This is a genomic window from Paenibacillus sp. FSL R7-0128, from assembly GCF_038002245.1.
Classification (GTDB): Bacteria; Bacillota; Bacilli; order Paenibacillales; family Paenibacillaceae; genus Paenibacillus_AQ; species Paenibacillus_AQ silagei.
Window position 1 is genome coordinate 5,969,706 of sequence record NZ_JBBOCD010000001.1, and the last position, 23,107, is coordinate 5,992,812.

Consider the following 23,107-nt stretch of genomic DNA (forward strand, 5'->3'; position numbering starts at 1 on the left):
CTTGTTACTTTCCGAAATACGAAGCAATCAGACGCTGCTCCGGCACAACGGCTACGATATCCCTCTCGTTGTTCATCACATAGATATAATGATAATGGTTACGTTTAAATAGACGCAATATCTCATCCAAAGGTTTCGCGAGCGAGGCAACTATTGGGCGGGCAATGTTCTCCGCCACTAGATACCGCTCATAAATCCGCTCACGGTTCATCAAAAAACCAACAAACCGGTACGGCAAATTACGCTGGTCCGTCCAATTAGAATAGAGCAGAAACGCTCCGATCATCAGCAGGTTAAGGCGGAGGCCGTCCCCGTTCCCAAGCGGAAGCAGGGCGTACCCTATCACAAGCAGGCTGGCCGCAATACTGACTCTGCCGGTCCACAGCAGCGTGTAATAATACGGAAGCAGCAGACTCAGGGCTGCCTGAAGGATTTTGCCACCGTCCAGCGGAAGCACCGGCAGCAGATTGAACAGAGCGATCATGGCGTTGGCTCCGATAAAATAATCCAGATAGGCGATATTTCCATACTCCACCTGCTTAAGCGCCAGTGCCATCAGAATCATAATTCCGTTCTGCAGCGGACCGGCCAGGGCAATCCCGATCTCACGGACAGCCGTAAGCCGCCCATGATCCTCTATAACCGCAACGCCGCCGAATGGCAGCAGCTCCACCGATCTGACGTTAATTCCGGCCAGCAGCGCCGCACATACATGTCCAAGCTCATGAATGAATACGATCAGGAACAAGGTTAGCAGCTCCAGGAACTGTCCGGTAAGCACGGATACCATGAGAATCAGCACGAAGAGCGGATGCAGTGACAATTCAATGCCGCAGACCCTAATCAAACGATACCACTTCGGCCGGATCAATATAAGTCTTGTCTTTCATAACTGCAAAAAACAGCAACGGGACCCGGGCATCCTCCGTCCCCTGAATCCAGCCTATTTCGTCTCCGCTCTGTACCCAGTCATCCACCGCAAGCCGTGTCCCGCTCAAATGACCGTATTCTGCCGTGATCTCCCCGGTATGGCGGACCGTAATACGGATGCCTCCCCGGGCTTCTTTTGAAACGGCCAGCACACGGCCCGTATCTACACTTTTCACCGTGACACTGGCACTTGAATCGTCTGCCGGGATAATTTCAATGCCATTAAGCGAAGTGGCAAAAGGACGCACAATACTTCCTGCAAGCGGAGCGCTAAGCTCATGGGCGGCTGTCACCTTCTCCGCCGGTACCTGTTCATCTCCGAAAATCGGAATAAAGGACGGGGCTCCATTGAAATGTTCCTCGTACCACACCTGTGCTGCTGCAAAATCCATATCATTGCTAAGGATGTCTGTAATAAAGTACTGTGCCTTCACGGCCCAGGGCTCCTGCACGGCAAAAATGCCCCATACAGCGCCGAAGACCAGAAGACTGGCCACCGTCCGCCGCAGCAGACCAGCACGGAAGCCCTGCCCCGGTCCCCTCCCGTCTTCCTCTTCCCAGTGGTTACGCTGCTGCTTCCACACCGTCTCGGGGTCAGGCTCAGGGGAAGAGGGCAATTCATTCCTGTCCCCAGCCCCCCATTCTCTGAAGGAGGGAGGACTGTCAGACAGCCGGAACCGCTCTGGTGCTGGTGCTGCTCCGGCTGCCGGCTTCTCCTCCAGCAGATTTTGTATACGCTTCTTGCGGCGGTTCTTGGACTCTCTCGGGTATTCCATAATGATCCCTCCGGCGGGCTTGTTTTACTTCCATTTTATGAGTGGCGGAAGCCGCTTTAGAACAAGCCCTGTCCAAGTTACTGCACAACAAAAATAAACCCGCTGCTGATGTCTCAGCAGCGGGCTCTTAACAGAAGATAGCCGTGTATAAGTGCGTGACCGGGATTCAGCCCATTCCAAAAAATTTCTTGAGCTTCTTGAAGGCGCCCGTCTTCTGGTCAAGCTGCATCAGCGGCACCGCATCGCCAAGAATACGCCGGGCAATATTACGGTAGGCGATCGCTGCTAAGGAGTCCGGGTTCATCACGGTAGGCTCCCCGTTGTTCGCCGCCCGGATGACCTGTTCATCATCGGGTACAATCCCGATCAGATCAATATTAAGCACCTGCAGAATATCCTCGATATCAAGCATATCCCCGGACTTGATCAAGCCCTGACGAATCCGGTTGACCACCAGCTTCGGAGATTCTACGGATGACTGCTCCAGGAGACCGATAATCCGGTCCGCATCCCGCACCGCAGCATGCTCCGGAGTGGTAACTACAATTGCTTTGTCAGCACCGGCAATCGCATTGCGGAAGCCGTGCTCAATTCCCGCCGGACAATCGATCAGAACATATTCGTACTCCTTCTTAAGCTCAAGAATGATATCCCTAACCTGCTCCGGTGTAACGGCTGTCTTGTCCTTGGTCTGGGCTGCGGGCAGCATGTACAGCTCATCAAAGCGCTTGTCCTTGACCAGCGCCTGATTCAGCCGGCAGCGGCCTTCCGCCACATCGACCAGATCATAGATGATCCGGTTTTCCAGCCCCATGACAACATCCAGATTCCGCAGTCCAATGTCGGTATCCACCAGACATACTTTTTTGCCCTGCAAGGCGAGTGCGGTACCAATGTTGGCTGTTGTGGTTGTCTTGCCAACTCCGCCTTTGCCCGAGGTTACGACAATCGCTTCTCCCATGGAGGCTACACCCCTTTAAACACATTTAAATCCTGACGTAACTTCACTATATTATGAATTTTGTCGATTTGCATAGCACCGCCTGATAAGTAGGCAAATTCCATGCTGCTCTCCCGGGTTCCCCATTCATCCGGAGGCCTGCTGATAATCTCAGCAATCCGGAGCTGGGTAGGCGCGAGCAGCGAAGCGGCAATAATGGCCTCCTGGTTACCGTTGATTCCGGCGTGTGCCATCCCTTTGAGCGCTCCAAGAATATAGATATCCCCTGAACAGGTAATGGTCCCTCCCGGGTTCACATCCCCGAGGAACAACAGATTGCCCTCATGATGCAGCACCTGGCCCGAGCGGAGCATTCCGCTCATCATGAACAAGGCTTCCGTATCCTTCTCTTCAGGATCTTCGATAGCTTCAACCGAACGGATTAACAGATTCCCCTGACTCTTGAGGATCTCCAGTACCGCCTCTTTATCTTCTTCAGTAACAGCACGGTTGCCCAGCTTAATATCCACATGCACAATCGGTCCGGTCAGAATATTTTGATGGCTGTGCTCCAGCTTGTAGCGAAGCTCACTTAAGAGATCTTCAAAGGGACACTTGTCGTCTAGCAGGAATACCAGGCCATCCTTGATGCCCTTAATCCTTACGTGCTTGGATTTAACTGTCATATGCCTGTCCCCCTATCCTCATTCATTCGTGCCGGGCCGGGCAAACTCCTTCTTTGGGTGATAAGAAAATGCTGCTGCAGCTTAGGCAGCCTCCTCATCGATAGTCTCTTTCTTCAGCAGCTCCAGCTGGCGCCGGAGCGGAACGTAGAGAAGCAGGCCTGCAGCAAAATGAATGAGCATGGTAGGCAGCATATGATGCAAGAGTGCCCAATTATATGGCTCCTGGCTTAGATTAAACACATTATAGATAGCAAAAAGAATACTGTCTTCCAGCAGACTGCCCAGCAGCACCACTGTCATCATGAGCGGCAGCGGAGCACGGGGAATCTGGAATATCAGCCCGATCAGGTACGCAGATAAACCCATAGCGAAGGAATGGGCACCCAGTATGCGGCCATAGAAGACCACATCATGCAGCATGCCGAACGACAAGCCCAGAATAAGTGCCGTATGCCGGTGATGGTATACCGTTACGAACAGAATGACGATGAAGACGAGATTAGGAATAATCCGCATCTGCCAGCCGTCAGGAATCAGCCAGGGAAGCACTGTGCCTTCCAGAACAAATAAAAAGAATAACAAAAGTATCAGGACAGGTCTGCGCATCCTCACTATTCTACACGCTCCTCCGTATAGACAACGAAGAGTTCCTTCCAGTCCTGGAATTCTGCCGCCGGCTTGATAATCGCTGTAGAGGTGAACCCGTACTGTCCTACCTTGACTTCTTCCACCTTGCCGATAGGCATTCCACGGGGATACATCCCCCCTCCGCCTGAGGAAATAATCATATCACCCTCAGCAATCGGATCGCCTACGGGAATTTTGTTCATCAGCAGCATTCCGGTCTGCTGGTCGTAGCTCTCAACCATCCCAAAGGTCTTGCCTTCCTTGTTCACAGCAGTTGCCGATATAGGAGGCTGTGAGTTGGGGTCCTTGCCATCCATCATTGTCATGAGCTTCACGGTAGAGGTGAATTTACTCACATTACTGATGACCCCTACAAGGCCCTCGATAGAAGTTACAGACATATTCAGCCGGATGCCATCCTTCTCCCCAAGATCAATGACAAGTGTATTATTGCTTGGCTCTGTCGTTACACTGACAACATTGGCAATCAGATATTCATATTTATACATGTTTTTTTGGGCTTCCGTAAATTTAAGATCCTTTTGGTAGCGCTCATTCTCAGCTTTAATAAAATTCAACTGCGCCTTATCCCGGGCGTACTGCGCAGCCAGAATCTTAAGCTGCTTGTTCTCTTCGGCCAGCTCATTCAGAGTCCCGATATCTTGGAAGAAGCCCGCTACGTATCCAGCGGGCTTGTAAAACAATTTCTGCACGAATCCGGTCGTATCTCTGAGGAAGTTCTCCGGCCAGGACAGGGTCTTCCTCTGCCCCAGGCTGAAGCCCATCAGAACGATAAACGTAACCAGCGTAATCAGCAATATAAACAGTCGTTTATTGTTAAACAGCTTGAACAATCTCGAGCACCCTCTAATAACCGTATTTCTCCAACCTCAGGGGTTGACGTTCACAGTCCGCATGATCCTAGCGTTTGGAGCGGAGGCCCGAACTGCTGCGGCTCTTGAACAAGTGGATATTCTCCAGCGCCTTGCCTGTGCCGATTGCAACACAGTCCAGCGGATTCTCGGCCACAATCACCGGCATTCCGGTCTCACGCGCCAGCAGCTTGTCCAGGTTGCGCAGAAGTGCGCCGCCGCCTGTAAGCACAATGCCGCGGTCCATAATATCGGCAGCCAGCTCCGGCGGACATTTCTCCAGCGTAACCTTCACGGCTTCAACAATTGCATTCACAGTATCGGACAGAGCTTCACAGATTTCATCGGAGGTAATGGTCAGCGTCTTCGGCAGACCGGTTACCAGATCGCGTCCGCGGATCTCCATTGTCTCAGCCTTCTCAAGCGGCAGGGCAGAGCCCACATCCATCTTGAGCTGCTCGGAGGTGCGTTCACCGATCATAAGGTTATACTGGCGCTTGATGTATTGGATGATAGACTCATCTGCATCATCCCCTGCCACACGTACAGAACGGCTGGTAACAATACCGCCGAGTGAGATTACTGCCACCTCGGTAGTTCCGCCGCCGATATCTACAACCATACTTCCGGTTGGCTCCCATACAGGAAGATCTGCACCGATGGCAGCAGCAAAAGGCTCCTCGATAATGTAAGCTTCCCGCGCTCCGGCCTGCTTCGTAGCATCCTCTACCGCACGCTGTTCAACGGCAGTAATTCCGGAGGGCACACACACCATGACATTCGGATGGCGCTGGAACATCGAGCGCTGCTTCTGGGCCTGGCGGATGAAATATTTGATCATAGTTGCTGTAGTATCGAAATCAGCGATGACCCCGTCCTTCATTGGACGGATGGCACGGATGTTGCCCGGTGTGCGTCCGATCATTTTTTTGGCGGATTCCCCTACTGCTTCTATCGTCTTAGTATCGGTATTAATAGCAACCACGGACGGCTCTCTGACAACAATTCCTTTACCGCGCACGTAGACAAGCGTATTCGCTGTCCCCAAGTCAATTCCTAAGTCTTTCGTAAAACCACCTAACATCTTGTATGCTCCTTTTCCATGTGAATCTAGACAATTGTATTACATGTAGCCTTTCTCTTTCAAACTTACGTAGCTGCTGTCTCCGATCACCAGATGATCCAGCACATCAATGCCGACAATCTCGCCTGCCTGCATCAGCCTGGAAGTCAGTGAGATGTCTTCAGGGCTTGGTGTAGGATCACCGCTCGGATGATTATGTGCGCATATAATTGCTGCGCTGCTGCATTTCATGGCTGCCCGGAACACCTCGCGGGGATGCACAATGGAGGCATTAAGGCTACCCATGGACAATGTTTCCTGCGCAATAACATGATTCTTCGTATTCAGGAACAGACAGATAAAATGCTCCTTCTGCAAATAACGCAGCTGCTCAGTCAGAATCTCCGCCGCGTCCTGGGGACTGCGGATAATGACCGGTTCAGTAAGCCGGGAATTCGCCATACGTCTTCCCAGCTCTATGCCTGCTTTGAGTTGCACGGCCTTGGCAGGGCCGATGCCGTTAATTGTTGTCAATTCTTCAATGCTCAGATCCGCCAGTCCGCGGAGACCGCCTGCATGGCTCAAGAGCCGCTGGGCGATAAGAAGGGCTGATTCACGGTGCGCACCTGTGCGCAGCAGGATAGCCAGAAGCTCCGCTTGACTTAATGATTCCGCCCCATAATGCATCATGCGCTCTCGTGGTCGTTCTTCATGGGGGAGGTCACGCAGCATAAATGATTGCGACTCCATCCCTAACCTTCTTTCTTCGGCTACCCTTACCGGTTCAGCACCGAAATGCCAAACCCGGACAACATACCGCTCAGCAGTGACAGCGGCAGACCGACCACGTTAAAATAGCAGCCTTCAATTTCTTCCACCAGGGTGGCGCCCAGTCCTTGTATCGCGTAAGAGCCGGCTTTGTCGGCAGGCTCCCCGGTCGCTATGTAAGCGGAGATTTCCTCTTCGCTCATTGCTCTCATAGTTACAGAGGTTACCCTATGATCTACCAGGGTACGTCCCTCTGCGGAACCGATGCAGGCCACCCCGGTGTATACCTGATGCGTCCGGCCTTGCAGCATGCCCAGCATTCTGGCGCTGTCCTGCTCGTCCGCCGGCTTGCCGAGCACCATTTCGTCAAGCACAACGATCGTATCGCTGCCGATAATAACGGCATCCCGGTCTCCTGCAACAGGAATCACAGCTTCTGCCTTACGCAGCGCCAGATTCCGTACAATAGCTTCAGGGCTCCATTCAGGCGGCGTACTCTCATCAGCATCGCTGGACAGCACCTCAAAGGGCAGGCCAAGCGAGGCTAACAGCTCACGCCGCCGCGGCGAACCTGAGGCCAGAATAATATGCCGCGAATTGTCATGCTCCACTGTAATTAACGTCCCTTCTTGATGCTGCCAGCTAAGGCTACAGCCTGCGGTACAGCCACACGGCTGTAATAATCCCGGCAAGACTGAGCAGGCACAGTTTCAAATGGATTGTGATGTCATAGGTTATGATGTCTAAATCGGCTTGCGGCGACCACTTGAGAACAGTCGAAGCTGTAAGAAAAGACAGAGCTTGTACAGGTTCCAGCAGCTTGGCAATCCAGGCTCCGGCCAGCCAGCCCAGAATAAGAAATAACAGCAGTGTTCCTACATTTTTCTTCTTCATTCAAGTCTTCCCTCGCCATTTTTTGACACCCTAATTATTATACGGTGAAACGGAGTGCAATACAAACTCAAAATCCATCCAGGGAATGTTTACCACGTAAGCAGCCTGCGGAACTTATCACACCGCAGGATTACGTCTGGAAATACAGCAATCCCCCGCCGGGCAAACGCCTGGTACGGGGGATCATTTATTTAGCCTATAGTCAGCGGTGAATTACGCCTCAGCTGTCAGCTCATGGCGGACAACAGGCTTTTCTGGCCGGTCAGGAAGCTCATCATGGCCTCCTGCACCTCCCATAGCAGCCCCTCCGCCTTATTCTTATTGTATTCGTTCAGGGCGGCTATCCCCTGGCTCATGGATTTCTCCAGCCCGTCAGCGATTCTCTGCCCTTCAGGTGTGAGGCCCGGCTCCAGTGCCTTGACTGCCTGGGTCCACTGCATATGGAGATCGCTTACCGCTCCGCCAGCGTTCCCGCTGTCCCCCCCGCCAAGCAGGGAAGCAGACAAGCTGCTGAGCTCGCTTAACAGCTGGCTGCTAAGCTTGAAGTAGCTGTCCACCGCCGCCGCCGTTCCGGTATAGCGGACCTGGTTCACCGCTGGCAGGGCCACTTCTCTCACGTACAGCTCGATGCCCTGCCCCTTAAGGCCATTGCTGAGCAGCTTGGCCTGCTCACGGTCAGGAGACAATCCGGCGTACACACGGTTGCCGTCTGCCGGGTCAAGACCTGCGGCAAGGCCGGCGGTCAGCAGCTCCTGCCGGGCCTGCTCCGCTCCTGCCGGTGTACTGAAGACGCCATATTGCAGCAGATAATAGCTCTGCGGCGCAACCTGAACCGGAATCTGCGTGCTCACCGCTTCTCCCGTCTGCTCAGGAGGCACGCCCGTAATGTCTGCCGCGTTACCGCTGTTTGCCGCCTTTTGCCCCTGAGTAATCCCTGTCTTAACCGCTTCATTGCCGGGAGCTTTAGCAGTCTCCCCCGTCCCTCCTGTGATGAACGACAGGGCTGCGTATCCGAGCAGAACTCCCGTTCCCAGCGCTCCAGCGACGGACAGTGCGAACTTCCACCAATACGAGGGACGGCGGGTATGATAAGAGCCGCCGTAGCTATTCCCTTGAGCTCCGGATTGCTCATAACTGTCTGTAGCGGATTCACGGTTATCTTCATACTGCGGGTAGTACTCATCTGCTGAATGCAGACCTTCTTCATCCGCCCCTCCATAGAAGGAATGCTCCTCCGGATCTTCACTCTGTTCCCAGAGATGCCTTGCAGAAGCAGGACGGACAACAGAATACAGCCCCAAATCATAGTTATCCTCAGGAGCTTTCGGTTTCCGGCGGCCGGAGCCCGGGGGCTTCATGTAAGCTGCCTCTAATGGCCGGGGCAACTCCACCTTCTCCAGATCCACAATATATTCACCGGCCTTGGAATAGGAGGATGTCTTAACTCCCCCGCGCTGCACCTTGTCAGTCTCCTTATCCTCCAGAACCACACCGGTTTCGTTCACTGCCCGGAGCTCTGCCGTCTCTGTCCGCTGTCTGCCCTGGTCCCCGTCGAAGCGGAATGTCATTCTTCCGTTATTCAATAACCTCACCTCGCGATCTTCAGTTCTATACTGAAAGATATGAAAGATGCGAGAGAGATATGCTATTTTAATATATTTACACCAGACTAAGCAGCTTCGCCTTCACTCCGTCTGCAGCATAATGCCTGCTGAGCGTCCGGTAGGCCTGATCCGCAATAATGGAGCCAAGCTCCGGCGTCGTCAGCAGCCTGATCAGATGATCGGCAGTGCCAGCCGTTGTTCCTGCCAGCAGGATATTCCGCCCCGGCTCGCAGATCAGCTCCTCCGAGCCCTTCAGGCTGCTGACCACCGGCGTGCGGAGAGCCCAGGCCTCCAGAATAGCGCTCTGACTGCTGCAGTCCTCGGAGCATGAAGCAACTACAGCTCTGGCCCTGCGGATATAATCGGCTGTCTGTACAGCTTCACTGATGATTAGGATAGAAGAGTCTTTCTGGGCGGCAGCTGCGACCTCTGCATGCACCTCACTGCTGATAATGCAGCAGCGGATATCCGGCACCGCCGCCCGAATCAGCGGATATACTTTCTTGAAGAACAACAGCGCTGCATTCTTGCCGTCAGTGGAATGCATGTCCCAGTGCAGAACGATGGAGTTATTCTTAACAGTATCTCCGGCAGCCGCATAAGGGGGGGCGCTCAGATTAATGTACGGCGGAACTACATGCACCTTACCTGCATCGGCAAAGGATAACGCCTTAAAGGACAGCGCCTCTTCTTCTGAAGCAGCCAGCAGCAGACTGGTCTTGTTCATTAACCGGCGCTCTTCCCGGCGGATCAGCGCATCATTCAGCTTGCGGTAGCCTGTGCTGATTCCCCGCTTGCCAGCCGCCCGGCTCTGCACCCGTATGCCACCGGCACGGCGGGCGTCGGTGACGATAACAGCCCCGGGAAGCAGCGAGGCGACCAGATCAAGCCCATTGCCGAGCATGGCATACGAGACAAACACATGGCTGTAGGCGTGCTGGCTGCACATCTCGGTAATTACCGCCCGCAGCGACTTGTCATTGCCGATCCTCGAGGCATCCTTGCGGAGCCTGTTCAGCGGAAACAGCAGGCTTCTGCGGGTGGACACAGGCCGCTTCACCTGATGCACGGTCAGGGCCGGACTGCGCAGAAGCTGCGTCTCGCGGCGGTGGTAGCAATACTCCAGCAGATCAATATCAAACCGCTCCAGCAGCATATTAAGGAAATTCTCTGTTCTGATGTCTCCTTCCCGGTCTCCCGGTGTGTGACTCCGGGCAGAAAGGAACAGCATTCTCTCTCTCATGGCTATAGCTCCTTGGTTCTATGTAAATGTGTATGAATATGTACGAAACAAAAAAGGCCGGATGACATCCAGCCCAGGAATATGAAACTTCCGATGTAGATCTATAGTAACGCAGTCACACTGAGAAGGTTGTCGATTTATGGAGAAAAATAATTTTCTCACCTTCCGTATCCCTTCAGACCAGACGAAGCAGCTTATCCTTGACACTTTCCGCCTCATAATTTGCCAGCAGAGTCTCATATGCACGGTCCGCGAGCACTACTCTTCTTTCATGATCCTGAAGCAGCAGTGTCACACTATCGGCAAAGGAAACCGGGTCATCGGCAATCATAATATTCTGCGAATGCTCATAGAGCAGCCCTTCTGCCCCTTTGGAACTGGATACGACAGGGGTCCTCAGCGCCCAGGCCTCCAGAATTTTCAGCCTTGTCCCGCTGCCCTCCAGGAGCGGAGCTATGACCACCTGCGCCTTGCGTATATAATCCGCCACACTGTCCACATACCCGGTAATGACGATAGAGGAATCTTTCAAGGCGAGCGCTGCTACCTCCGGATGCACATCCCGGCCGACAATATACCACTGGATATCCGGTACCCTCGCCTTAACCAGAGGATATACCTCACGGTAGAAGTAGAGAGCTGCGTTAATATTGGGGAAGTAGTTCATATTACCCGGAAGAATAATCCACTTCTCCTTGGACAACTGCGTGTTGGTCCGGTAATCCTCCAAGCGTATGAAATTGGGAATGACATGGACCTTCTGCGACTGGCTGGGGGCCAGTGCCTTGAAGGCCAGAGCATCCTCTTGCGAAGTAGTCAGCAGCAGATTGGTCTTGTCCATCAGCTTCAGCTCATCCCTGCGCGTCCATATAGCATTAAGGGAATAGTAGACCTTGGCGATCCCCTTTTTCCCGCCTGCCAGCTGTGCAGACAATCCGCTCTCGAAATTATGCGCATCGGTAATGATCACAGTGTCAGGCAAGCAGCGCTGTACAATGTCGATGCAGCAGCCCAGCAGGCTGTGCGAAATAAATACATGACCGTAGGAATTCCGGCGGCAGAGCTCTATAATCTTGGCCTTCATGTCCACATCAACATGGCTCATATACGAGCAGTTCCGCCAGGTATAGAGGGAACGGAGAAGCGCTCTGCGGTAGCTGACCGTACGCTCTACTTCATGCACTGTAAGTGACGGAAGTCCCTCCGGCATCCCTGTCTTCCGGGGATTGGCATAGGTGATAAGCTCTACCTCATATTTGGCGAGCAGAAGCTTCAGAATATTGCCTGTTCTCAGCTTGCCCCCGCTATCCTGCGGATATGGATTCTCTGCGGAAATGAATAGCAACGGTTCCTTCATGGCCTCTTCTCCTACTCTCCATTGATCAATTCGCCCTGGACTGCCCGGGACATCTAGGATCTATTACCCAAAGTTGCAGGCGGTACCATGAACCTGAAATTTAAAAAAAGCGGCCCCACACTCCTTATTAAAGGGATGTGGGGCCGTTTTTATTCCAATGCAAGCTATTTTACCGGTTCTTCAAGCTGTCTGCCAGCGCATAGCCGACCTTCCAGATATCGCCTGCACCCATGGTGATGACCAGATCACCGGGAGCAATGCGGTTCTGCAGATCTGCCAGCACGGCTTCCTTCGTCGGCAGATGCCGCGCACCGGCGTTGCTGTTCTGCACAATCAGCTCTACCAGCTTGGCGGAGGTGACGCCCTCAATCTGCTTCTCACCGGCAGGGGAGTAGATATCGGTAATAATCACTTCGTCCGCTTCGCTGAACGCACGGCTGAACGCATCCAGCAGGAAGAAGGTACGCGTGTAGCGCTGAGGCTGGAACACGGCGATAATGCGTTTGCCGGTTGCCTTGGCGGCGCTGATCGTAGCCTGAATCTCTGTTGGATGATGCGCATAATCATCAATGACGAGAATCTCGTCAACCTCGCCCAGCACCTGGAAGCGCCGTTTGGCGCCGTGGAACTTCACAATCGCAGCCGCAATGGCCTCAAAGGCAATGCCTGATTTCAGACAGGAAATCACTGCCGCCATGGAGTTATACAGATTGTATTTTCCCGGAATAGAAAGCTCAATACGGCCTAGTACCTCCGTTCCATGGTTCATGGTATAGGATACCTGCCGGTCGCCGAGCACAATATCTGTTGCTGTATAATCGGCCGTCTCTGATTCGATCCCATAGCTGATCACTGTACCTTTTACCTTAGGCAGCAGGGATTTCAGGTTCTCATCATCCGCACACACGATAGCCGTTCCGTCCTCGCGCAGCTGATTCATGAACTGGACATAAGCATCCTTCAGCTTGCCGAAGTCGCCGCCGTAGTTCTCCAGATGGTCCGCTTCTATGTTCGTAACGATTCCCAGCCAAGGATGGTATTGCAGGAACGAGCCGTCACTCTCATCGGCCTCTGCCACGACGAATTCCCCTTGTCCCGCTTTGGCATTCGTGCCGACATTCATAATCTCTCCGCCGATAATGTAGGTAGGGTCCACGCCGCAGTCTTCCATAACCAGAGCAATCATGGATGAGGTGGTAGTCTTGCCATGCGCTCCGGCCACCGCTACGCCCTTGCGCTCATTCAGCAGCCGGGCCAGCATCTGCGAACGGTGCAGAACCGGTATTTTCAGACGCTCTGCTTCCACCCATTCCACATTATCCGCGGCAAGCGCCGTGGAATAGACGACCAGATCTGCACCTTTTACCTGCTCCGCCGTATGCCCGATGAAGACCTTGGCACCTTTGGCAATCAATTTCTCCGTTAACTCCTGGGCAGCTACGTCAGAGCCTGTAACTGTATATCCCATCTCCAGCATCACCCGGGCAATCGCGCTCATACCATAGCCGCCGATCCCTATAAAATGCACACGTTCAGTAGTATCCAACAGTTCGTCACCAGCCTTTTTCAGAATCGGGTTGCCGTAAAAGCGTACTGCGCACATCAGAAATCAAATACAGCGTTCCGGACACAACCGCGAGGTCATCGTCCGCTGTGATCGTCTGCAGCTTCTGCAGCGCTTGGCCCCAATTACGTTCTACTATGATTTCCAAGTTTTCCTTGGCATATTTACTCCGCAGACTTTCTGCGATCGCCTGCAGATCTTCCGCGTCCATTTTCTTACGGAAATCCGGTTCGGTCAGGATGAGCGTATCCACTATAGGCAGTATATGCTTGAGATACGACTCGTGATGCTTATTTGCCAGCATCCCCATGAGCAAATTTAATTTACCGTAAGGCTGGAACTGCGGAAGGCTCTTCGCAAGGCTCTCAGCCCCTTCCGGATTGTGCGCGCCGTCCAGAATAATTCTGGGCGAGACGCTCACTTCCTCCAGTCTTCCGGCCCAGAATGTGCCCCGGAAGCCCTCCAGCACATCCTCGTCCTCCAGCATGAAGGCCATATACTGCCGCAGCACCTCAAGCGTCATCATGGCCCCGGCCGCATTCTCCAGCTGGTGCTCGCCTTTCATAGCAATATCCAGCTCAAGCCCGCGGAATGGCCCATTGAAGGTAAAGTGCTGGCAGCCGTCTCTCTGCTCAACATTACTATAGCTGAAATCTTCTCCCGCTAAATAGAGTGTCGAACGGGTAGCCGCCGCCTTGGCCTTCAATACAGCTACAGCTTCGGGCTGGCTCACACAGCTGACTACAGGAACACCCGGCTTAATAATCCCGGCTTTCTCGCCGGCAATCAGCGTAAGTGTATCTCCCAGCACATCGGTATGGTCATGTCCAACATTAGTAATGACCGACACAACCGGAGTAACGATATTCGTTACATCCAGCCTTCCCCCAAGCCCCGTCTCCCATACGACTACATCGGGATAACAGACTTCGCCGTAATAGAGAATCGCGAGCGCCGTTGCCACCTCGAACATGGTCGGTGAGCCCAGCTCAGTGCCCGCAATTTCACCGACCAGCGGACGCAGCTGATTGGCAAGTGCAAGCAGCGTCTCCTCAGGAATATCCGTCCCGTTGTACTGGAACCGGTTCGTGAACTTCGTGATATAAGGAGAGGTAAAGGTCCCCACCGAATATCCGCTCTGAATAAGAGCCGAGGTCAAAAAGGCGCAGGTTGAGCCCTTGCCGTTCGTCCCCGCCACATGAATGAACTTAAGCTTCCGGTGCGGATGTCCCAGCTTCTCCATTAGAAGCTCTATCCGCTCCAGACCCGGCCGGATTCCAAAAGGAATCAGGCTGTTGATCCAGTCTACCGCTTCTGTATAAGAACTTAAGGGAGCGGCAGCGCCGCTCCGGGTGATCTCTTCCATGTCTGTTATCCTCTCAGTTCTGCAATACGGGCCAGCACCTTCTCGCGTCTGTCGGAATAATCCGCCTGCTTCGCCCGTTCCTCTTCGATGACTTTCGCCGGAGCTTTGGCCACAAAGCCCTGATTACTGAGCTTCTTCTCCACACGCTCCACTTCGCTGTTCAGGGTCTGAACTTCTTTTTCGAGACGAATAATCTCCTGATCGATATCAATCAGACCGGACAGCGGCAGAAGCAGCTCCGCTCCGGTAACCACGGCGGACATCATTTTATCCGGCGTCTGCGGCGCAAGGCCTGCTTCGAAGGAAGAGGTGTTGCAGAAGCGCCCGATGTAATTGTCGTTGCGGGAAATAATGTCCAGGGTGTCCTGGCTGCCGGCCTTGATAATCAGCTCGACCTTCTTGCTCATTGGCGCATTCACTTCCGCACGGATACCGCGAACGGCCCGGATAATATCCATCAGCAGGTTCATCTCTGATACTGCCTGCGGATTCTCAAGCGCCGCATCGTACTTCGGCCACTCGGCCAAGGTGATGGATTCGCCCTGATGCGGCAGATGCTGCCAGATCTCCTCCGTAATGAACGGCATGAACGGGTGAATCAGCCGCAGTGTGCGGTCCAGCACGTAAGCCAGAACAGACTGGGTCTTGGCCTTGGCAGCTGCGTCCGCTCCGTATAACGAGAGCTTGGCGAATTCGATATACCAGTCACACAGATCATCCCAGATGAAGTTGTAGAGCAGGCGCCCGGTCTCGCCGAACTCGTACGAGTCAATTAGACGCGTAATATCGCGGGAAGTTTCGTTCAGGCGGTGCAGAATCCAGCGGTCCGCTGTGCCAAGCTCACCTGTAATGTCAATATCTTCAAAGGCTACGCCTTCCAGATTCATCAGCGCGAACCGGGAGGCATTCCAGATCTTGTTGGCAAAATTACGCGCCTGCTCTACCTTTTCCATACGGAACCGCAGATCCTGGCCCGCTGTACTGCCGGTAGTAATCATATAGCGCATGGCGTCAGCGCCGTACTGCTCGATAACATCCAGCGGATCAATACCGTTGCCCAGAGACTTGGACATCTTGCGTCCTTCGGCATCGCGTACGAGTCCGTGCATCAGCACATCGGAGAACGGCTTCTGGCCAGTGAATTCCATGGCTGAGAAAATCATGCGCGCTACCCAGAAGTAGATGATATCGTAGCCGGTAACCAGTACATTGTTCGGATAGTAACGCTGATAGTCGCTGCTGTCCTGATCAGGCCAGCCTAAGGTAGCGAACGGCCAGAGGTTCGAGCTGAACCAGGTATCCAGAACATCCTCATCCTGCTTCAGGTCGGACAGCCCGCTGATGCGGCGTGCTTCTTCTTCATCATGTGCAACTACAAGCTCCCCGGTGGATTCAGAGTACCAGGCCGGAATACGGTGGCCCCACCACAGTTGGCGGGAGATACACCAGTCGCGGACATTCTCGATCCAGTTCAGGTACGTCTTCTCGAAGCGGTCCGGCACGAAATGGACCCCGTCACCGTCCTTCTGTGCAGCGATGGCTGCTTCTGCCAGCGGCTGCATTTTGACGAACCACTGGGTGGACAGATAAGGCTCTACTACGGCCCCGGAACGCTCACTGTGCCCAACCTGGTGTACATGATCCTCAATGGAGATCAGCACGCCTTGCTCCTTCAGGTCGGCTACGATGGCCTTACGGCAGTCGCTGCGGTCCATTCCCTGGTAAGCGCCCGCTTCCTCATTCATCACTCCGCCTTCATCCATTACGTTGATCTGCGGAAGGTTATGGCGGACTCCCATCTCGAAGTCGTTCGGATCATGCGCCGGTGTAATCTTAACTGCACCGCTGCCGAATTCCTTATCTACGTATTCATCGGCAATAACCGGAATCTCACGTAAGGTAACCGGCAGAATCAGCGTCTTACCGATCAGATCCTTATAGCGCTCATCCTCCGGATGTACCGCTACCGCTGTATCGCCCAGCATCGTCTCGGGCCGCGTGGTAGCCACCGTGATATGGCCGCTGCCATCCTTCAGCGGATAACGCAGATGGTACAGATGCCCGTTCACTTCCTTGTATTCAACCTCGATATCCGACAGCGCTGTACGGGCAGCCGGGTCCCAGTTAATAATCCGCTTGCCGCGATAGATCAGGCCCTTCTGGTACAGCTCCACAAATACCTTGCTTACCGCCTTCTTCATTCCATCATCAAAGGTAAAGCGTTCGCGGGAGTAATCGAGGGACAGGCCCATCTTAGCCCACTGGTCATGAATTGTCTCTGCATACTGGTCTTTCCAGGCCCACACCTGCTCCAGGAACTTCTCGCGTCCCAGATCATGGCGGGAGATTCCCTGCTGGCGCAGCTTCTGTTCTACCTTGGTCTGCGTAGCAATCCCTGCATGGTCTGTACCCGGCAGCCACAGGGTATCATACCCCTGCATCCGCTTGGTGCGGATCAGCACATCCTGAAGCGTGAAATCCAGCGCATGTCCGATATGCAGCATTCCTGTTACATTCGGCGGCGGAATCACGATGCTGTAAGGCTCCGCATCCGGCCGCTTGCCGGCTTCGAAGAAGCCCTTCTCCATCCAGTACGCATACCATTTCTTCTCTGCCGCTCCCGGATCATATGTAGTCGGCATGTCGCTCTGCTTGTGATTAGCTGAAGCGGTAGCTTCTGCCGCTTCCTGCCCGTTCGGCAGCTCTGCTGCTGCATTGTTGTTATCAGCCATTGTGAACCCTCCACTGTTAAATGTATTGAGTAGCTAGCGGTTTCTGAGAATACAAAAAGGCCCTTCGTCTCAAAGGACGAAAGGCCATTCTTTCGCGGTACCACCTTTGTTTCGCGCCAATAAAAAATAAACCACTGCCTTAAGTTCCCTTACAGGTTCCTGAAGCTTAGCGCGACACTCATGCAGGGTAACGGCTGCAACCGGCCGCATCCTAACCCGTCTTCATGATGAAGACAAGCTCAGAAGGGCAACTCCGGGGCGACTTCGGGGGCTGCATCCTGCGGGAATTCACACCAATGATAATCCCGCTCTCTGAAGGGCTGACCGCCTACTCTTCCCGTTCCCAGTCTTTATGCTAGTTATTACTTAGTTCAATAATACATTCAGTGTAATCCCTAGTCAACCAGCATATACACAAAGGGCGCGCAGCAGACGTACATTGATGCCTACTCCCCGCTCCAGATCACTTGAACCACATTGAAGCCCTGATGGCTGCCCGTTCCGGGAGCGCCATCCAGCGTAACAGAGAATGTGCTTCCGGCATCAATAATCGAGAAGGCTGAGGCGGAGACTTCCTCAGACTTGGAGGTAGCTCCTTTTTGCACAAAATAGTCCTTGTACGTATTGCCGAGCGTCTCCAGGCTCTGCTTCGTACGGTAGCTGAAGGTTGCGGACGGCTTACCGGTCGCCGAGCCTTCGATCAGATCAAATATCTTCGCGTCCGCCGGAAGCGGGAAATCCGCCGGCAGGCTCTTCGGCCGCTTCACAGAATCTGCTGGTGTTCCAGTGGACGAGCCGCCGGAGGAGACAGCCGGAGCTGCAGCATCACCGATGATGACCCGGCTGGTTGCAGCATCGTAAGTAACAGCAGTGTTCAGCGCTTCGCCGATGGAGCGTACAGGCAGATAAGTGATGCCGTTGTAGGTAATCGGGGCGAGGGTTTTGCCGTTGCCGTCTTTGGGCGTGTACGCCTGGCCGTTCACGACGATCCCGATTTTGTTGTTCAGGAGCGCCTTGATCTCCTGCAGATTACTGGCGGCGTAGACACCGGCCGAGACTGTGAGCGTCAAGCTTAGTGCGGCCGCAGTGGCTGCCACTTTTCTCTTCATGTGATATATCATCCTTCCAGAAGTAGTGTACCAGCGCATAGCTGCCTGAATGTGTAATGTATGTAGGCCGGTAGTGACTATTACCCCCGGCTGAACGGTTTGTAAACCAGAAGCGGATTTCACAAAGAAACAGGAACAGCCCCATCCGTAAGGCAAGGGCTGTTCCTGTTAAGCCTAAATTCTCCGCACAGCGTCAATCTCAAGGAATGTATAATACCTGTCCCTCTTCTACAATCTGGCCGGACAGCCGGTTATACATAGTCAGCTCCCGGGTGCTTAGCTGGTATTTCTCAGCAATCGTATCCAGTGTCTCCTCGCGCTGGACAATGCAGAGCCGTACCTTGCGGAACAGCTCTGTCCCGCCCATCCCGCCGATGAACCGGCTCTTCCACGCTGTATCATTGCCTGCCTCAGGAACAGCCTGCGCTACAGAGTCTATATTGCCCGAGAGCAGTTCCTCCTGCTCTCTATTGGCGCGGCTTGCGCTGAGCAGCGAGGAGAAGGTGAGCGGCTCCTGCTCGGCGGCTCCCGGTTCTTTTTTGCTGCCAAGGGCAACCTTGAGATCCTGCTTCTCCTCCTGGGGAGACAAAGATTCCGCAGACAGGAAGACTTCATTGTCTGTGGCCTGGATCTCCTCTGCCGCCTCCCCTCCTTCGTTCCCGGCAAACAGCGCAGCAGCATCGTTGGCAGCGGAGGTAAGCACCGGCTCCGGCTGCGACACGGCATGAAGCTTCGCATTGCCCCAATGATCCACAGTGTTCAAGGCGGCGGTGCCTGTCTGAAGCGTGGTGTCCTCTTGAACCGAGCCGTTCACAGCCGCTGGTGCCGTCTTCTCTCTGGAGGTGAGGAAGTGAGCGGAGGCCTTATCAGCCGCCGGCTTGCTGCCTGCCGAAGAAGCCGTATCCAGGCTATGGGTCCTTACTCTGGGTTCCTTGTCCTTCAGGGGTGTGGAGAGATAGGCCGCGGGCTGGCTGTAAGAAGTATCTTCCGCGTACAGCGGCTCAGCTGCTGCCTCAGCCGGAGCAGCGGAGTTCTGATCTTCCGCAGAGCCCTCTGCAGTCCCTTCGCCATAGGTCCAGAGCGAATTCTCATACAGAGTGTCATTCTCCGGATTGCGGATTATCTCCTCAGCCGCCCTGCTGTCTCCGGCCTCCGGCGAATACGCTACCGTGTATTCCTCCTGCTGCCAGGCCGGCTGTACATCTGCACTTCCGATTCCGCGCAGCGAGAGCACTCCGGTAATGTTGACGGTTCGCATCGTCAGCAGATCAATATCGAAATTCTCGATCTCCACCCCTATGTCATCAAGTGAGCTGACCCGGGTCAGCGGAACAGTGATTTCAACAGGAATTGCATGCTCCAGACGCTGTGTAAGGTCATCCTCCCCCCGGTAGAGTCCGGTGAGCAGCAGTTGTCCGTGCAGCTCGGCCCGGTCCTCCCGCTGGATGACCTGGATGTCGGGAACCAGCTCGACTTCCTCCAGCTCTGCTATTCCCGGAAGCTCTTCCGAAAGGTGAATGCGTTCATAAATATCAAACCGCAAGCCATGGGACTGGTCAAACACGGGAAATGTCCTCCTTCTTGGCATAATCTATCCCTGAGACAAGCCCAGAGTATAAGCCCAAAATGTTACTCCCCTCATGTATATGCTTCAATCAGGCAGGCATGACAACTTTGCCGCTTCAATTGCGGACAGCGCCTATGCCAGGGGAGGAAGGGCCGTACGTGCATCAGGAATAGAGTAGTGCTGCGGAAGCTTGACACGCATCGTTACGGCAAGCGGATTCCCCGGATCACCCTCGTTAAGCACATCTGCCGGATGAAAAGCTGCCGGCAGCGCACCCGCGCCCGGTTCTTCCCCAAACCGGAGGTGATCCGGAATTCCCGGCCGGCCCGCCCGCAGATTGACCGCTCTCTGGTATACATGCAGCGTACCCGCAGCCATGACATCCAGCGAACGGGTCTGCTCTGCCCAGCGCTTAGCCTGGAGGCCGGTGCGTCTTCTCAGTCCCTCATCCCCCAGCAGCTGCTCCATCTGCAGGGCGAGCTGAGCGGCATCTCCGGGAGGAACAATCCAGCCCGTCTCTCCCTGCCGGACCATCTCCGGCATGCCTGCGGTTCCGGCGACAATCGGCGCGATCCCGGCAAGCTGCGCTTCTGTAACCGAGAAAGGCTGCGTATCCTGGAGTGAGGGCTGCACATAGATGTCGGCAGCCCGGAGTGCAGCCGGAATATTGTTCAATTTCCCAGTGAAATGGACCTTACCCGCGATACCCAGCAGGCGGGCCCGTTCCATGAGCTCCTCCAGGAGGCTGCCGATTCCGGCCACCGCACAGATCCACCGCTGACAGCGCTGCTCCAGAATGCCTAGCGCCTCTATCAGCACATGGACGCCTTTGATATATTCAAGACGTCCGGCATACATGATTACAGGGATTCCTTCTGCAAATTGAAGCGGCGGCGTCTCTGCGGCCCGGGCTGCATACTGACGCAGGTCCAGCCCGTACGGCAAGGTATGAATACGGTCCGGGCTGACCCCCAGGCTCTGCGTAAGCTGTCCGATCCACTCCGAAGAGACCAGAATCTGGTCAGCCGCCTGGGCACCCAGTGTCTCAAGCCTGCGGAAGTAGCTCCAGATCGGCCGCTGCTCATAGGCCTCCCGGGTCAGTCCGGGCTCAAGTCCCTTGTACTCATAGTAGGTCTCCTTGGTCAATGCCCCATGAACACTTGCGACCAGCGGAACAGGACGGCGCATGATCCGCCGCAGTGCATATGTGGCTATAGGGTCCTGGGCATGAATGACATCATATTCCTCCAGCCCCAGCACAGCGGCGCCGCCCTCGAATACGTAACGCCCCAGCTCAAAGCTGAAGATGCCATGCTCCAGATGCAGCGAGGGGAACCGGCCGATATCAAGCTGGGGCAGCAGCAGCGAATAGAAGGCTTTTTTATCAAAAGATTCCGTCCGGTTGAGCAAATACAATGTATTGTTCTCCACATGGCTGCCCATCAGTGTAACGGAATGGCCCTGCTCGCCCAGCTTGTCGGCCAGCTGCTTCATATACGTCCAAATTCCGCCCATATTGGTGAGGCCCCAGTAGGTGACCAGCAATATCTTCATGCATTCCTCTCCCCGGCTATAGATGTATTTAGGTGCAGGAGCAGTCTGCTCCACCCTAATCAGAATAGTATATGTAGGCTGCGGGCAGGCGGAAAGGGATATATGATCATCCCCTGCAAATTTCAAAAATATCTTTTAATCAAGAATCATCTTTTCGGGTATAATCGGTATAAATCCTGAAAGGAAATTTCCGACATGTCAAAAGCGAGGGTATTTGACCTTTTCCTATTTGTCGCATCCCTGGCTATAGCCTTCATTCCCGCGCATGCTGTAGTCCTGGACGCTACCTATATAAAAGCATTACTGCTATACACTATCTTCTCCAGCATCTACTTCCAATTGCGGATTGTGACCCGGAGCGGGAATTCAACAATCGATTATGCCATCAGCTATACCTCCTCCTTCGGGATTTTTGCCGGTCCGCTCGGCACGCTCCTGTTCGAGACTGTATACCGGTTCATCGTATATTTCTATAAAAAGAAAACAAAAACCGCCGATCCCGGAGAGTTCCTGGATACCTTCTACAATATCGGTTCGTTCACACTGGGCGGCTCTGCTGCGTACTATCTGTATACGGCGCTCTCTCCCCTGGCGGACAAGCTTCCGCTCGGATACTGGCTGCTGTTCCTGCTCGTGGTCTGCGTTACCACCCTGCTGTCCTCCACCTTCCTGGTGCTGACCTTTGCCTTGTCGGGAGATATCAAGACACGCCGGGAAGCGAGGAACCTACTGTTCCGAAGCCGGAATCTGCTGGATTTCAGCAAGGTGGCTCTTAGTAATGCTCTGCTGCTGCGGCTGCTGCAAATGGAGAAATGGGAGATGCTGATCGCCCTGTTCCTGCTCAACTATGTAGTCAGTATCTCGTTCTATTCGAAGTCGCAGAGTGCCCAGCACAAGTATGAACGCGACAAATTCGAGCAGATGGCTTACCGCGACTTCCTGACCGGAACCTATAACCGGGCGCATATGGATAAGATGATGAAGGAGCTGAACCAGGGCGGGGAGTACATCGGGATTGTAGTGGCGGATATCGACCGGTTCAAAAAAATCAATGACAGCTACAACCACGCCGTGGGCGACCGGGTCATTGTTCATTTTGCCAAGACGCTGCAGAAGCATCTGCAGGAGCAGGATATTCTGTTCCGCAGCGGCGGGGAAGAGTTCACGCTCTTCCTAAGGGACAAGACCTTCGAGGAGTGCAGGACGCAGATTCAGGAGATTCTGGACAGCCTTCACGGTCACACCGTAAGTGCAGAATTCGAGGAGCAGATCATCCGCGTGCCCTATTCGGCATCCTTCGGACTCTTTTACTATAAGGCAGACCCGGATCAGAAGACCTCTATGGAAAAAGGGTACGTCTACGCCGACCAGCTCCTGCTGGAGTCCAAGAAGCTTGGCCGCAACCGTCTGTCTTACCGGAATGATGTGCAGCCGTAAGCACATGTTCCCGCGCAG

The 23,107-nt window shown here is 54.1% G+C and carries 20 protein-coding genes and 1 other annotated feature; of the genes, 1 reads left to right on the forward strand and 19 read right to left on the reverse strand.

What is annotated here, in order from left to right:
- Window positions 1-4 precede the first annotated feature (4 nt).
- The 19 genes from NST26_RS25170 to NST26_RS25260 all read right to left on the reverse strand — a co-directional run bounded on the left by NST26_RS25170 (window position 5) and on the right by NST26_RS25260 (window position 21,652).
- Window positions 5-847 (reverse strand): M50 family metallopeptidase, encoded by an 843-nt coding sequence (locus NST26_RS25170; RefSeq protein ID WP_340980068.1) that lies wholly within the window; start codon window positions 845-847, stop codon window positions 5-7.
- Window positions 840-1,706, reverse strand: coding sequence for a M23 family metallopeptidase (locus NST26_RS25175; protein ID WP_340980070.1), 867 nt, complete (start codon window positions 1,704-1,706; stop codon window positions 840-842). Before NST26_RS25175 ends, NST26_RS25170 begins: the two co-directional genes overlap by 8 nt.
- A 166-nt stretch (window positions 1,707-1,872) precedes the next feature.
- Window positions 1,873-2,667, reverse strand: a complete 795-nt coding sequence (gene minD / locus NST26_RS25180) for a septum site-determining protein MinD (protein ID WP_036725909.1) — start codon at window positions 2,665-2,667, stop codon at window positions 1,873-1,875.
- A 5-nt stretch (window positions 2,668-2,672) separates the two neighbouring features.
- A complete protein-coding gene (gene minC, locus NST26_RS25185; protein WP_036698972.1) occupies window positions 2,673-3,332 on the reverse strand; it encodes a septum site-determining protein MinC in 660 nt (219 codons plus the stop codon).
- A gap of 81 nt (window positions 3,333-3,413) precedes the next feature.
- A complete protein-coding gene (mreD, locus tag NST26_RS25190) occupies window positions 3,414-3,944 on the reverse strand; it encodes a rod shape-determining protein MreD (protein WP_081751172.1) in 531 nt (176 codons plus the stop codon).
- Complete coding sequence (gene mreC / locus NST26_RS25195; RefSeq protein ID WP_340980071.1) at window positions 3,944-4,813, reverse strand: rod shape-determining protein MreC; 870 nt, start codon at window positions 4,811-4,813, stop codon at window positions 3,944-3,946. The genes mreD and mreC overlap by 1 nt, the downstream gene beginning before the upstream one ends.
- A gap of 67 nt (window positions 4,814-4,880) precedes the next feature.
- Window positions 4,881-5,915 (reverse strand): rod shape-determining protein, encoded by a 1,035-nt coding sequence (locus NST26_RS25200; RefSeq protein ID WP_036725912.1) that lies wholly within the window; start codon window positions 5,913-5,915, stop codon window positions 4,881-4,883.
- 39 nt (window positions 5,916-5,954) lie between these two features.
- Window positions 5,955-6,644 (reverse strand): RadC family protein, encoded by a 690-nt coding sequence (gene radC / locus NST26_RS25205; RefSeq protein WP_036725914.1) that lies wholly within the window; start codon window positions 6,642-6,644, stop codon window positions 5,955-5,957.
- Window positions 6,645-6,670: 26 nt separating this feature from the next.
- Entirely contained in the window at window positions 6,671-7,273 is a 603-nt protein-coding gene (locus NST26_RS25210; protein ID WP_209877001.1) for a Maf family protein, read from the reverse strand.
- Between the two features lie 37 nt (window positions 7,274-7,310).
- Window positions 7,311-7,556, reverse strand: a complete 246-nt coding sequence (locus NST26_RS25215; RefSeq protein WP_036698966.1) for a DUF4321 domain-containing protein — start codon at window positions 7,554-7,556, stop codon at window positions 7,311-7,313.
- Window positions 7,557-7,783: 227 nt separating this feature from the next.
- Window positions 7,784-9,139, reverse strand: coding sequence for an SPOR domain-containing protein (locus NST26_RS25220; protein ID WP_340980072.1), 1,356 nt, complete (start codon window positions 9,137-9,139; stop codon window positions 7,784-7,786).
- A 76-nt stretch (window positions 9,140-9,215) separates the two neighbouring features.
- Window positions 9,216-10,403 (reverse strand): glycosyltransferase, encoded by a 1,188-nt coding sequence (locus NST26_RS25225; protein ID WP_340980073.1) that lies wholly within the window; start codon window positions 10,401-10,403, stop codon window positions 9,216-9,218.
- A gap of 175 nt (window positions 10,404-10,578) precedes the next feature.
- Window positions 10,579-11,760 carry a glycosyltransferase family 4 protein gene (locus tag NST26_RS25230; RefSeq protein ID WP_340980074.1) on the reverse strand — a complete coding sequence of 394 codons (1,182 nt, stop codon included), beginning with the start codon at window positions 11,758-11,760 and terminating at the stop codon, window positions 10,579-10,581.
- A 169-nt stretch (window positions 11,761-11,929) separates the two neighbouring features.
- Window positions 11,930-13,306, reverse strand: a complete 1,377-nt coding sequence (gene murC / locus NST26_RS25235; RefSeq protein ID WP_340980075.1) for a UDP-N-acetylmuramate--L-alanine ligase — start codon at window positions 13,304-13,306, stop codon at window positions 11,930-11,932.
- Between the two features lie 7 nt (window positions 13,307-13,313).
- Window positions 13,314-14,690, reverse strand: a complete 1,377-nt coding sequence (locus tag NST26_RS25240; protein WP_340980076.1) for a bifunctional folylpolyglutamate synthase/dihydrofolate synthase — start codon at window positions 14,688-14,690, stop codon at window positions 13,314-13,316.
- A gap of 5 nt (window positions 14,691-14,695) precedes the next feature.
- Window positions 14,696-17,332, reverse strand: coding sequence for a valine--tRNA ligase (locus tag NST26_RS25245; protein ID WP_340980870.1), 2,637 nt, complete (start codon window positions 17,330-17,332; stop codon window positions 14,696-14,698).
- 159 nt (window positions 17,333-17,491) lie between these two features.
- Window positions 17,492-17,776 (reverse strand) — a binding site (T-box leader).
- Window positions 17,777-17,868: 92 nt separating this feature from the next.
- Window positions 17,869-18,531, reverse strand: a complete 663-nt coding sequence (locus NST26_RS25250) for a stalk domain-containing protein (protein ID WP_051478057.1) — start codon at window positions 18,529-18,531, stop codon at window positions 17,869-17,871.
- Between the two features lie 199 nt (window positions 18,532-18,730).
- Window positions 18,731-20,095 carry a LysM peptidoglycan-binding domain-containing protein gene (locus NST26_RS25255; protein WP_340980077.1) on the reverse strand — a complete coding sequence of 455 codons (1,365 nt, stop codon included), beginning with the start codon at window positions 20,093-20,095 and terminating at the stop codon, window positions 18,731-18,733.
- A gap of 135 nt (window positions 20,096-20,230) precedes the next feature.
- Window positions 20,231-21,652: a glycosyltransferase family 4 protein gene (locus NST26_RS25260; RefSeq protein ID WP_340980078.1), complete on the reverse strand. Its 1,422-nt coding sequence runs from the start codon at window positions 21,650-21,652 to the stop codon at window positions 20,231-20,233.
- Between the two features lie 195 nt (window positions 21,653-21,847).
- On the opposite strand from NST26_RS25260, the gene NST26_RS25265 reads away from it, so the two are divergent.
- On the forward strand, window positions 21,848-23,089 hold the full coding sequence (locus tag NST26_RS25265; RefSeq protein WP_340980080.1) for a GGDEF domain-containing protein: 1,242 nt from the start codon (window positions 21,848-21,850) through the stop codon (window positions 23,087-23,089).
- Window positions 23,090-23,107: the final 18 nt, after the last annotated feature.